This is a genomic window from Streptomyces virginiae (genome assembly GCF_000720455.1).
Classification (GTDB): domain Bacteria; phylum Actinomycetota; class Actinomycetes; order Streptomycetales; family Streptomycetaceae; genus Streptomyces; species Streptomyces virginiae.
Genome location: NZ_JOAK01000002.1, coordinates 303330 through 315769 on the forward strand (window position 1 = coordinate 303330; position 12440 = coordinate 315769).

Sequence of the window (12440 nt, forward strand, 5' to 3'; positions counted from 1 at the left end):
CCACCCCTGGCGGTCAGGAGGTCGCGGCGGTCCGCACCGGGTAGGTGAGGACCGCCACCTCCTCGTCGTCCAGGCAGCGCCCCGTCTCCAGGTCGAAGCGCTGCTTGAGCAGCGGGGAGGCCACGAAGGGCCGGCCCGCCGTGGCCCCCACCAGACCGCGGGAGAGCACCTGCGCCCCCGTGAAGGGGTCCTGGTTGCCGATGGCGTACGCACGCCCCGCGCGGTCGACGAACACCGCGGCCTGGCTCCCGTCGGGCAGCAGCGCCGCGACCCCGCGCCCGGGGATGAGCGCGGACAGCTCGCACACCGTCAGCCAGCCCTGCGCCACTTGCAGTTCCACGGTCATCGGACGGCACCTCCTATGGTCAGGACGGCCAGGTCGGGCTTGACCTGGTCGCGCTCGGGGACGAACTTCACGGTCGGGTCGGGCGCGCCGGGCGCGTTCACGAAGGACACGAACCGGCGCAGCCGCTCCGGGTCCTGGAGCGTCTCGGCCCACTCGTCCCGGTAGTTGGCCACGTGGTCGGCCATCAGGGACTCCAGCTCCGCGCACAGCCCCAGCGAGTCGTGCACGACCACGTCCCGCAGGTGGTCCAGGCCGCCCTCCAGCCGCTCCAGCCAGGTGGAGGTCCGCTCCAGCCGGTCGGCGGTACGGATGTAGAACATCAGGAACCGGTCGATCAGCCGGATCAGTTCCGCGTCCGACAGGTCCTGGGCCAGCAGGTCGGCGTGGCGCGGCGTGGCGCCGCCGTTGCCGCCCACGTAGAGGTTCCAGCCGCTCGCCGTCGCGATGACCCCGAAGTCCTTGCTCTGCGCCTCCGCGCACTCGCGGGCGCAGCCCGACACCGCCGACTTCAGCTTGTGCGGGGCGCGCAGCCCCCGGTAGCGCAGCTCCAGGTCGATGGCCATCCGCACGCTGTCCTGGACGCCGTAGCGGCACCAGGTCTGCCCCACGCAGGACTTCACCGTCCGCAGGGCCTTCCCGTAGGCGTGTCCGGACTCGAAGCCGGCGTCGACGAGACGTGCCCAGATCCGCGGGAGCTGGTCCACGCTCGCGCCGAAGAGGTCGATCCGCTGACCGCCGGTGATCTTCGTGTAGAGCCCGAAGTCGCGGGCCACCTCGCCGATCACGATCAGCTTGTCGGGGGTGATCTCACCGCCGGGGATGCGCGGGACGACCGAGTAGGAGCCGTTGCGCTGCATGTTCGCGAGGAAGTGGTCGTTGGTGTCCTGGAGGGCGGCCTGCTCCCCGTCCAGGACGTAGCCGCTCGCGCCGAGCGTCGCCGCGAGCGAGGCGATGATCGAGCCGACGGCCGGCTTGCAGACCTCGCAGCCGTCGCCGCCGCGGGCCTCGGGGCGGCCGTGGCCGTCGAGGATCCGCTCGTAGGAGGTCAGCCGACGGGTGCGGACGATCTCGTAGAGCTCGGCGCGGGTGTACGGGAAGCAGCCGCACAGCCCCTTGTCGGCGGCGGCCGGGAGCAGTTGCCCGATCACCTTGACGCAGGAGCCGCAGCCGGTGCCCGCCTTGGTGCACTTCTTGACCTCGGGGAGGGTGGTGCAGGCGGTGATGGCCTTCTTCGTGACGTTGTGGCAGGAGCAGATCACCGCGTGGTCCGGGAGGGCGGACGGCCCGAGCGCGACGGGCGCGCCGACGCCCGCGGGCAGGACCAGCTGCTCGGGGGCGACGGGCGGGATGCTGCCGGTGAGCGGGCGCAGCAGGCCGTAGGAGTCGGCGTCGCCGACCAGGACCCCGCCGAGGAGGACCCCGTCGGGGGAGACCACCAGCTTCTTGTAGACGCCTGAGCGGGAGTCGGACCAGACGACGTCCAGGCTGTCGGGGGCGGTGCCGTGGGCGTCGCCGAAGGAGGCCACGTCCACGCCGAGCAGCTTCAGCTTGGTGGAGAGGTCGGCTCCGGTGAACTCCTTCTCCCGGCCCAGCAGGTCGTCGGCGGCGGTCTCGGCCATCTCGTAGCCGGGGGCGACCAGGCCGTAGACGCGGCCGTCGACGGCCAGGGCGCACTCGCCGATGGCGTAGACGTGCGGGTCGGAGGTGCGGCAGCGGGCGTCGACGGCGATACCGCCGCGCTCGCCGACGTCCAGACCGGCCTCGCGGGCCAGCTGGTCGCGGGGGCGGACGCCGGCGGAGAAGACGACGAGGTCGGTGTCGACGGTGGAGCCGTCGGAGAGCCGCATTCCGCTGACGCGGCCGTCCTCGCCGGTCACGACCTCCTGGGTGCCGACGCCGGTGTGGACGGTGAGGCCCATGGACTCGATGGTGCGCAGCAGGGCGGCGCCGCCGCCCTCGTCGACCTGGACGGGCATCAGGCGCGGGGCGAATTCGACGATGCGGGTGGCGAGACCGAGTCCCTGGAGGGCGCCGGCGGCCTCCAGGCCGAGGAGTCCGCCGCCGACGACGGCGCCGGTGGTCTTGTCCTTCGCGTACGCCTCGATGGCGAGGAGGTCCTCGATGGTGCGGTAGACGAAGCAGCCGGGGGCGTCCTTGCCGGGGACGGGCGGCACGAAGGGGAAGCTGCCGGTGGCCAGGACCAGGACGTCGTACGGGAACACCTGCCCGGAGCGGGAGGTGACGGTGCGGGCGGCCCGGTCGATGTGCTCGGCCGGGTCGTCGAGGTGGAGGGCGATGCCGTGGTCGACCATGAACCCGGCGGGCGTCATGGACAGGTCCTCGGGCGTGCTGCCGGAGAAGTACGAGGTCAGGTGCACGCGGTCGTAGGCGGGCCGGGGCTCCTCGCAGAGCACGGTGATCCGGTGCGTGGCGGTGACCCCGCGCTCGGCGAGCGCTTCGAGGTAGCGCTGGCCGACCATGCCGTGCCCGATGAGCACGATCGTGGGCAAGGGCTCGGTCATGTCAGTGGCCTCCGTCGTCGGTGAGCAGGTGGAACAGGTCGTGCGGTGCTTCCCCGCCCTCCCAGGTGCGGGCGAGGGCGCCCACCGTGGAGAGTTCGCCGAGCAGCACCCCGCCGACGAGGCGGTCGCCGCGCAGGACGACCTTGCGGTAGGTGCGCCGGGTGCCGTCGGCGAGACGGAGCACGTCGTCGCCGGGGCGGGGGGTGGTCTCGCCGAAGGCGGCGAGGTCCAGGGAGTCGTCGCCGGTCCAGCCGAGGGTGAGGCGGGTGAGGGCGCGGGTGCCGGTGTACGGTGCGCGGCCGCCCGTCAGGACCCCGGCGAGGGCGTCGGCCTGCTCCAGGGCGGCGCCGGCCAGTCCGTAGACCTGGCCGGCGTGCTCGGCGCAGTCGCCGATGGCGTGGATGCGGGGGTCGCTGGTGCGGAGCTCGTCGTCGACGACGATGCCCTTGCGGGTCTCCAGGCCGGCGGCCTGTGCCAGGCCCGTGCGGGGGCGTACGCCGCAGGCGAGGACGACGGCGTCGGCCTCCAGCCGGTAGCCGTCGGCGAGCTCGACGCCGGTGACCTTGCGCGCAGTGTCCGCGCCGCGCCGTGTCCCGGGCTCCGCCCGGACCCGGTCCTCGAACGCCGGACGGGCCGAAGAACCAGCCGCGGGCGATCCTGTCGTGACGAGCCCGCGGACCCGGCATTCGGTGTGGATCTCCACGCCGAGCTCGGTCAGGTGCGTCGCCAGCAGGGCGGAGGCGTCCGCGTCCAGCTGGCGTTCCATCAGGCGCTCGCCCTGCTGGGCGAGGACCACCACCGCTCCGCGCGCGGCGAGCGCCCGGGCGGCCGAGACGCCCAGCAGGCCCCCGCCGATCACCACCGCCCGCACCCCGGGCCGTACGGCCGCCGAGAGGGCCAGGCAGTCGTCCATCGTGCGGAACGCGTGGACCCCGTCGGGGAGTTCCCGCCCCTCGGGCTCGAACAGCCCGCGCAGCGGCGGGAGCACCGCGTTCGATCCGGTGGCCAGCACCAGCGTGTCGTACGGAGCCACCGTGCCGTCGTCGCAGTGCACGGCCTGCTCCGCGCGGTCGACGCGCACCGCCCGGACCCCGCGCCGCAGCACCGGGCCGGGGGCCGGGAGTGCGGTCACCTCCGGCGCGTACCTGCCCGCCAGGACCTCGGCCAGCAGGACCCTGTTGTAGGGGACGTGGGTCTCCTCGCCGAGGACGGTCACCGTCGCGGCCGGGCCCAGCCGGCTCGCGAGCCGCAGGCCCGCGAGGCCGCCGCCGATCACCACCACACGCTTTTCCGAGGTCATGCCATGAGGGTGCGCGGCCGCTGTTTCCCCGCCGCATCGCCTCTGTTACCCGGACGGAACGCCGACCTCAGCGACCGGTTTAAGGGCCGGTGAGGCCTTCCTCAAGGCCGCCTTAAGGATCATCACGGCCGCCGTCGGCGCCTTTAGCGTGATCCGCATGCGAGATGCGGCGGTGCGGGTCAGGGGCGGGATCCTGGGCGGGGCGGGGGTGGTGGTCCTGCTCTGGGCGGTACAGGTCCGGCCCTCGGCGCGGCCCGACGCGCTGTTCGCCACCGCCGCGCACCTGACCGGTCTGCTCGCCGGTTACGGGGTGCTGGTGCTGCTGTTCCTGATGGCGCGGGTGCCCGCGGTCGAGCACGGGGTCGGCGCCGACCGGCTCGCCCGCTGGCACGCGTTCGGCGGCCGCCACGTCCTGCTCCTCTGCTTCGGCCACGGGCTCTTCGCCCTGCTGGGGTACGCCGTGCACACGGGCGCCGACCTGGTCCGCGCCGTCCGGGAGCTGCTCGGCTACCCCGCCATAGCCGCCGCCGCGGCCGGGACCGTCCTCCTGGCCGCGGTCGGTGTGAGTTCCGCCCGGACGGTACGCCGCCGGATGTCGTACGAAACCTGGCGCGGGGTGCACCTGCTCGTATACCTCGCCGCCGCCCTCGCCTTCGGGCACCAGCTCGCCGGGCCCGACCTCGCCGCCGCGGCCTGGTTCTGGGCGCTCGCCCACACCGTGGTCGCCGTGCTGCTGGTCTGGTACCGCGCCGTGGTGCCCGTACGGCAGGCCCTGCGGCACGCGCTGCGGGTCGCGGAGGTCCGCTTCGAGGGGCCCGGGGTCGTCTCCGTCGTCGTCCGGGGCGAGCACCTGGCGGAACTGCGCGCGGAGCCGGGGCAGTTCCTGCGCTGGCGGTTCCTGCGGCGGGGACTGTGGCCGACCGCCCTGCCGTTCTCGCTGTCGGCGCCGGTCCGCGGGAATACGCTGCGGATCACCGTGAAGGGCCTCGGCGGCCACTCCCGCCGCATCCGCCGGCTGCGTCCCGGTACGCGGGTCCTGGCCACCGGGCCGTTCGGTGCGCTGACGGCGGCCCGGCGGACCCGGCCCAAAGTGCTGCTGATCGCCGGCGGGGTGGGGATCACCCCGATGCGGGCGCTGTTCGAGACGCTGCCGGGCGGCCCCGGGGACATCACCCTGCTCTACCGGGCCGGAGCGGAGGAGCACCTGGTGCTGCGCGCCGAGCTGGAGGCCATCGCCGCCGAGCGGCGGGCGGGGCTGCACTACCTCCTCGGGCCCTCGGACGCCGCCTACGACCCGCTGGCCCCGCGGGCGCTGGCCGCGCTGGTGCCCGACCTGGCCGAGCACGACGTCTACCTGTGCGGGCCGCCGGGGATGGCCGGGGCGACGCGGGCCGCGCTGCTGCGGGCCGGGGTGCCGGCCGGGCGGATCCATTCGGAGGCCTTCAGCTTCTGAGCCGCGCGGGGCGGTGCCCCGCCGCTCCGCGCCCGCCGTTCGCCCCCCCGTCCCTCCCCGTCCCTCCCCGTCCCTCCCCTTTCGCGCGTCCCTGAGGAGTCCCGCCCCGTGCGTCACCCGCTGCACGTCGCCCTGTCCGTGCCCGTCGCAGTCACGGCCCCGGCGCCCGCCGCCCGGCACCGCAAGCCCCGCAGACCCTCGCCGGTGCGGACCGTACTGGCCGCACTGGCCCGCGTACCCCCGGCGGGGCGGCTCGCGGCGGGGCTGGGGGCCGCCAGTGTGCTGGCCGCCAGCGCGCTCACGGCGGTCGTGGACCCGGCCGCTCCGGTGGCCCCGGACCGGGCCCCCGCCCGGCAAAGCTCAACCTTTGCGCAAGTTTCCGGGAATTGAATGGCCACTGCACCCGACAGCTCCATAGGGTCGGTACGTGCCTGACATATCAACGACCATGATCATCGTGCTGTGCGTGGCCGCCGCGGCGGCGGGCTGGATCGACGCGGTGGTGGGCGGCGGCGGCCTGCTGCTCCTGCCCGCGCTCCTGCTGGGCCTGCCCAACGCGCATCCCGCCACCGTCCTCGGCACCAACAAGGCGGTGGCCATCGTCGGCACGGCCGGCGCGGCCGTGACCTACGTCCGCAAGGCTCCGGTGGACGTGAAGCTCGCCGTCCGCATCGGTCTGGCCGCGCTCGCCGGATCGATGGGCGGCGCCGCACTCGCCGGCGGCATCAGCAAGGACGCGCTCCGACCGATGATCATGGTGGTGCTCGTGATCGTCGCCGGCTTCGTGCTCTTCCGGCCCGGCTTCGGCACCGCCCCCTCCACCTCGCCCGTCAGCCGGGCGCGGGTCCTGCTCGCCATCGGTCTCGCCGGCCTCGGCATCGGCTTCTACGACGGCCTCATCGGGCCGGGCACCGGCACCTTCCTGGTGCTCGCGCTCACGGCCCTGCTCCACCTCGACCTGGTCACGGCCTCCGCCACCGCCAAGATCGTCAACTGCTGCACCAACGCGGGGGCACTCGCGATGTTCGCCTACCAGGGCATGGTGCTGTGGCAGCTGGCCGCGCTGATGGCGGTGTTCAATCTGGCCGGCGGCATGATCGGCGCCCGCATGGCGCTCAAGAAGGGCAGCGGCTTCGTCCGCGGCGTGCTGCTCACCGTGGTCGGCGCGCTGGTGGTCAAGCTCGGCCTGGAGCAGTGGGGCTGACCGCCCCGCACCGCTCAGTACGTCCCGGTGAGGTGCGCGAAGACGACCACGTTGCCGCGGTAACCCGTACGCGGAGAGAACCCGCCGCCGCAGGTGATCACCCGTAGCTCGGCACGCGACGAAGGGCCGTACACGCGGGTGTCGGGGAAGGTCCTGGCGTCGTGGACCTCGACCGCGTGGACCGTGAACACCGCCGTCCGGCCGTCCGCGCGCGGGACCTCGATCGAGGCGCCGCGGCGCAGTGCGCCCAGGTGGTAGAAGACCGCCGGCCCGGCGGAGTCGTCCACGTGCCCGGCGATCACCGCGGTACCGGTGGCGCCCGGAGTGGTGCCCTCGCGGTACCAGCCGGCGAGGTCCCGCCGGTCGGGCGGAGGCACTTCGAGGTGACCGGCCCGGTCCAGCCCGAGCCCGATCAGCGGGGCGTCCACCCGGATGGAGGGGATCCTGATCCGGCCGGGCGGCGAGCCGGGGAGCGGGGCGATGCCGGGGCCGACGGCGCCGGCGGCGGTCAGGGCCTCGGCGGGGGAGGGCAGGGGCGGCCCGACCGGCTCACGGGAACCACTGGTCACCAGCCAGATGCCGATGCAGGCGGCGAGCGCGACGAGTCCGCCGTGGCGGGCGGTCGGACGGAAGTCGCCGGCCATGCGCACCCCCTCCGCCTCTCGTCCGAGGTGACTGGCCGTCGCCCGGCCCCGCGAACGGGGGGACCTCGCGGGGCGGGCGACGGGGGACGGTACCGGTCGGACCGCGGCCGGAGCCGCGGTGGGCGTCCGTCAGCTCCGCGTGCCGCTCGCCCGGCGACGCAGGAGCCAGGTACCGCCGACGGCGGTCGCGGCCAGTACGGCCGCTCCCGCCGCGATCTTGGCGGGGTCGGTGGTGGTGGTCGTGCCACCGCCCACCCCGGTGTTGACGTGGCCCTGCGGGCCGCGTTCGGTGACCACCAGGTCGCCCGTCGCGAACTTGCCGTTCGCGCAGGTCGCGCCGATGCCGTAGGTGCCGGGGCGGGTGCCGCGGGCCACCTGGAACTGCCCCACGACCACCTCCTTGTGGGTGCCCGGGACCAGCTTGAACCGGCCGCCGCCGACCGTGGTGGCATCGCCGTCGGCGTGGCTGCCGGGGCCGCAGGCGGTGGTGTTCACGGTGACGGTCGCTCCGGGGGCGGCGGACTTCGGCCAGACCTCCAGCGCGGCGAAGTCCCCGGGCGCGAAGCCGACCATGCCGAGGTCCGCGGCGGCGACCGCGCCGGCGACCGGTCCGGCGAACGCGACGGCGGTCAGCGCGGTCGCGGTCAGCACGTGTGCGGTACGTCGGCGCATGGGACTCTCCCTGAAGACACGGGGTCGTGTATCCGAGGAAACCCGGCCCGCCCGCCGCCCGCCTGCTGATGTCCCGTCAGGTCTGCCCCGCCGTCTGCCGACGGCGGGCGTTCGTGCAGGTCAGAATGGGCGTGGGGCCATCCGGGCCGCCCGCGCCGTCCGGGTGACCGAGTGACCCGGACGGCCGTCGGCCACAGCGGGGTCCGACGCCGCCCGGCCCGGGCCACGGGCGCCGGGCGGTTGCGCGACGGCGGTGGTTACGGTGGTGGGGCGCGGCGGAGCCGGGACTCCGGGCCCCGGCCGCGAAGCGCCGCGCCGCAGCCGAGGGAGGGCTCCGTGACACCGGTCGAACGGCCGCAAGAGACGACCACCGTTCCGCTTCCGTTCTTCGTGTACGGGACCCTGCGCCCCGGCGAGGTCAACCACGACCTGTTCCTGCGCGGCCGCACCGCCTCCGAGGAGCCCGCCACCCTGCCGGACGTGGTCCTCTACGACGGCCCTGGCTATCCGTACGCCGTCCACCGGCCGGGCGCCACCGTCGTCGGGGAGCTGATCACCGCGGCGCCGGGCGGCTACGGGGCGCTGCTGGCCGCGCTGGACCAGCTGGAGGAGTACGAGGGCCCCGGGCGGCCCGGGAACGTCTACGACCGGATCGTCCGCGACGCCCTGCGCCCCGACGGCACCGCCGTCCGCGCCTGGGTCTATCTGGCGTCCCCGCTGATCGCCCGCGACCTGCGGGAACGCGGGACCGAGATACCCGGGGGCGACTGGTTCAACCGCTCCGGCAAGCCGTCCCGGCACTCCCTGGAGCCGGACTAGGGGGTGTCCGGCGGATCATGGCCGGGCCCGGCCCGCCCGGTGCCGCGCCTTGCCGCGTTGTCGTCGGTCGCCGACGCTCCGCATCGACTGCCTCCTCCGCCTTGCAATCCACGCCACAGGACAGCCCGGCCTGTCCGACCCTGATCCGCCGGACACCCCCTAGAGCCCTTCGGCGCCGCGGTTGCGCAGGCGCTGGCCGTACTGCTGGAGGACCCACAGCTCCTCCTGGACCGCCGCCAGTTGCTCCGGCGGGGCCTGCGCGCCCAGCCGGGACAGCGAGCCCTGGATCTCGTGGACCCGGCGGTCGACCGCCCGCAGCCGCACCTGGACCAGCTGGACCCCGGCGTAGACCTCGTCGACCGTCTTCGCGTGGATCGCCTCGACCGCCAGCTCCGTGACGAGGGCGCGCACGGTGTCGTTCGGGGCGGCCTCGCGCACCCGCGCCAGGTAGTCCTCGGTGCCGAGCGCGGCGCCGCCCGCGTCCAGGATCGCCTGGCGCACGGCGGCGTAGGGCGGGGCGGTGAACTCGTCCATCCCGTACGCGTCGAAGGCCGGGGAGACCAGGGCGGGCCGCTGGAGGGCCAGCTTCAGCAGCTCGCGCTCGGTGCGGTGCGCGGGGCTGCGCAGGTTCAGCGCGGGGCCGCCGGCCGGCTGGGCGGCGGGCGCCTCATCGGCCTCGTAGGAGGGCCGGCCGCGCTGCGGACCGCCCCGCTGAGGGCCGCCGTGCTGTCCGCCCTGCGGCCCGCCGCCCTGGCCGCGCTCCCGTGCCCACCGGGCGAGCTGGGCGACCCGCTTGACCACGAACTGCTCGTCGCGGATGCCCAGCATGCCCGCCAGCTGGACCGCGGACTCGTGCTGGATGGCGATGTTCTTGATGTTGGCGACGACCGGAGCCGCCTCGTCCAGGGCGGCGGCCCGCCCGGCCGGGTTCTCCAGGTTATGCCGGGCGACGATGTGGCGCAGCGCGAACTCGAACAGCGGAGTGCGGGAGTCCACCAGGGAGGCCACCGCCGCGTCCCCTTGCGCGAGGCGCAGGTCGCAGGGGTCCATCCCGCCCGGGGTGATCGCGATCGAGGTCTCGGCCGCGAACTTCTGGTCGTCCTCGAAGGCGCGCAGGGCGGCCTTCTGGCCCGCCGCGTCGCCGTCGAAGGTGAAGATCACCTCGGCGGTGGCGTTGTCCATCAGCAGTCGGCGCAGGATCTTGATGTGGTCGCCGCCGAAGGCGGTGCCACAGGTCGCGATCGCGGTGGTGACGCCGGCCATGTGGCAGGCCATCACGTCCGTGTAGCCCTCGACCACCACGGCCCGCGAGGTCTTCGCGATCTCCTTCTTCGCCAGGTCGATGCCGTAGAGGACCTGGGACTTCTTGTAGATCGCCGTCTCGGGGGTGTTCAGGTACTTCGGCCCGTTGTCGTCGTCGCGCAGCTTGCGCGCGCCGAAGCCGACCACTTCGCCGCTGATGTCGCGGATCGGCCACATCAGCCGGCCGCGGAAGCGGTCGATCGGCTTGCCGCTGCGGCTGTCCTGGGCGAGCCCGGAGGTGATCAGTTCCTTGTCGGTGAAGCCCTTGCCGCGCAGGAAGCGCGTCAGGTGGTCCCATCCGGCAGGGCTGTACCCCACGCCGAAGTGGGCGGCCGCGGCCTGGTCGAAGCCGCGCTCCGCCAGGAACTTGCGGCCGATCTCGGCCTCGGGGCCGTCCAGCTGGTCGACGTAGAACAGGGCGGCCGCCCTGTGCGCCTCGACCAGCCGGATGCGCTCGCCGCGGCCGCTGGTGCCGGCGGTGTAGCCGCCCTCCTCGTACCGCAGGGTGATCCCGGCCAGGCCGGCCAGGCGCTCGACCGCCTCGGAGAAGGAGAGGTGGTCGATCTTCATGACGAAGTCGAGGGTGTCCCCGCCCGCCTGGCAGCCGAAGCAGTGGTAGAGCCCCTTGCTCGGGCTGACCTGGAAGGAAGGGGACTTCTCGTCATGGAAGGGGCACAGGCCCTTGAGGTTGCCGCCGCCCGCGTTGCGCAGCTGGAGGTAGTCGGAGACCACGGCGTCGATCGGGACCGCGTCCCGTACCGCCTTCACGTCGTCGTCGTTGATCCGTCCTGCCACCCGTGAAGTCTACGGCCGGGCGCGGACAAACCCGTCAGGCCCCCTCCGCCGGAACCAGCGAGGAAAGCGGAACCGACGGATCCGCGAGGGCCTCGCGGTCCACGGGGGCCTTTGACCTGATCAGGGCCTGGATGTGCTCGGTGACGTCCCACACGTTCACGTTCATTCCGGCGAGGACCCGCCCCTCGGACAGCCAGAAGGCGATGAACTCCCGCTTGCCGGCGTCCCCGCGGATCAGCACCTGGTCGTAGCCGCCGGGCGGGGCGTATCCGGAGTACTCCAGGCCCACGTCGTACTGGTCGGAGAAGAAGTACGGCACCCGGTCGTAGCTGACCGGCTGTCCCAGCATCGCCCGGGCGGCGGCCGGGCCGCCGTTCAGCGCGTTGGCCCAGTGCTCGACCCGCAGCCGGGTCCCGAGCGCCGGGTGGTGCGCGGCCGCCACGTCGCCGACCGCGTAGACGTCCGGGTCGGACGTGCACAGTGAGGCGTCCACCGCGATGCCGCCGCCGTGTTCCCGGTCGACCAGGGCCAGCCCGGAGGTCTCGGCGAGCGCCGTCCGCGGCGCGGCCCCGATCGCGGCGAGCACCGCGTGCGCGGGGTGCTCCTCCCCGTCGTCCGTACGGGCGGCCAGCACCATGCCGTCCTGGCCCACGATCTCGGTCAGCCGGGCCCCGAAGTGGAAGCGGACCCCGTGATCGGCGTGCAGGTCGCCGAAGAGCCGGCCGATCTCGGGACCGAGCACGGCGTGCAGCGCGGTGGCCTCCGGTTCGACGACGGTCACCTCGGCGCCGTACCCGCGGGCCGCGGCGGCGACCTCCAGTCCGATCCACCCGGCGCCCGCGATCAGCAGGTGGCCGTTGTCCCGGCCGAGGCCCGCCAGGACGTGGCGCAGCCGCTCGGCGTGCGCGAGCCGGCGCAGGTGGTGCACCCCGGCCAGCCCGGTGCCGGGGATGTCCAGCCGGCGCGGCTCGGCGCCGGTGGCCAGCAGCAGCTTGTCGTAGTGCACGACCGTGCCGTCCCCGAGGACCACCCGCTTGGCTTCCCGGTCGAGGTGGACGGCCGGCTGGCCGAGGTGCAGCTCGATGTCGGAGGCCGCGTACCACGACGGCTCGTGGACGAAGACGCTCTCCCGCTCCTCCTTGCCCGTCAGGTACCCCTTGGACAGCGGGGGGCGCTCGTAGGGATGGTCACGCTCGTCGCCGATCAGGATCACCCGCCCCGTGAACCCCTCCGACCTCAGCGTTTCGGCCGCCTTCGCCCCGGCGAGCCCCGCGCCGACGATGACGAATGTCCGGTGTGCGTCGACCACCTGATGCCTCCTCATAACCTCTACGCCACATGCGACCACATGCGAGCGTCCCGCACTGAGCCTGCCGCGTGAAG

At 74.1% G+C, this 12440-nt stretch carries 10 protein-coding genes; 3 read left to right on the top strand and 7 right to left on the bottom strand.

Annotated features, from left to right (window positions below):
* Positions 1-13 precede the first annotated feature (13 nt).
* Genes nirD through IG86_RS0104370 form a run of 3 tightly spaced genes read right to left on the bottom strand, consistent with a single transcriptional unit; the run spans position 14 to position 4168 of the window.
* Positions 14-346, bottom strand: a complete 333-nt coding sequence (gene nirD / locus IG86_RS0104360) for a nitrite reductase small subunit NirD (protein WP_030819359.1) — start codon at positions 344-346, stop codon at positions 14-16.
* A complete protein-coding gene (gene nirB, locus IG86_RS0104365; RefSeq protein WP_030894757.1) occupies positions 343-2868 on the bottom strand; it encodes a nitrite reductase large subunit NirB in 2526 nt (841 codons plus the stop codon). The genes nirD and nirB overlap by 4 nt, the downstream gene beginning before the upstream one ends.
* A 1-nt stretch (position 2869) precedes the next feature.
* Positions 2870-4168, bottom strand: coding sequence for an NAD(P)/FAD-dependent oxidoreductase (locus tag IG86_RS0104370; protein WP_030894759.1), 1299 nt, complete (start codon positions 4166-4168; stop codon positions 2870-2872).
* A gap of 157 nt (positions 4169-4325) precedes the next feature.
* On the opposite strand from IG86_RS0104370, the gene IG86_RS0104380 reads away from it, so the two are divergent.
* Both IG86_RS0104380 and IG86_RS0104385 read left to right on the top strand, forming a co-directional pair.
* Positions 4326-5621, top strand: a complete 1296-nt coding sequence (locus IG86_RS0104380) for a ferredoxin reductase family protein (protein ID WP_030819365.1) — start codon at positions 4326-4328, stop codon at positions 5619-5621.
* Between the two features lie 427 nt (positions 5622-6048).
* Entirely contained in the window at positions 6049-6825 is a 777-nt protein-coding gene (locus IG86_RS0104385) for a sulfite exporter TauE/SafE family protein (protein WP_030819368.1), read from the top strand.
* 14 nt (positions 6826-6839) lie between these two features.
* Here IG86_RS0104385 and IG86_RS0104390 read toward each other — a convergent pair whose 3' ends face one another.
* Positions 6840-7469 (bottom strand): class F sortase, encoded by a 630-nt coding sequence (locus IG86_RS0104390; RefSeq protein ID WP_030894762.1) that lies wholly within the window; start codon positions 7467-7469, stop codon positions 6840-6842.
* A gap of 129 nt (positions 7470-7598) precedes the next feature.
* Positions 7599-8141, bottom strand: a complete 543-nt coding sequence (locus IG86_RS0104395; protein ID WP_045936471.1) for a hypothetical protein — start codon at positions 8139-8141, stop codon at positions 7599-7601.
* Positions 8142-8477: 336 nt separating this feature from the next.
* Here IG86_RS0104395 and IG86_RS0104400 point away from each other — a divergent pair, with 336 nt between their 5' ends.
* Positions 8478-8960, top strand: coding sequence for a gamma-glutamylcyclotransferase family protein (locus IG86_RS0104400; protein WP_045936472.1), 483 nt, complete (start codon positions 8478-8480; stop codon positions 8958-8960).
* A 159-nt stretch (positions 8961-9119) separates the two neighbouring features.
* Here the strand turns inward: IG86_RS0104400 and dnaG are convergent, their stop codons facing one another.
* Both dnaG and IG86_RS0104410 read right to left on the bottom strand, forming a co-directional pair.
* A complete protein-coding gene (gene dnaG / locus IG86_RS0104405) occupies positions 9120-11057 on the bottom strand; it encodes a DNA primase (RefSeq protein ID WP_030819376.1) in 1938 nt (645 codons plus the stop codon).
* A gap of 34 nt (positions 11058-11091) precedes the next feature.
* Entirely contained in the window at positions 11092-12366 is a 1275-nt protein-coding gene (locus tag IG86_RS0104410; RefSeq protein ID WP_030657163.1) for an NAD(P)/FAD-dependent oxidoreductase, read from the bottom strand.
* Between the last annotated feature and the right edge of the window lie 74 nt (positions 12367-12440).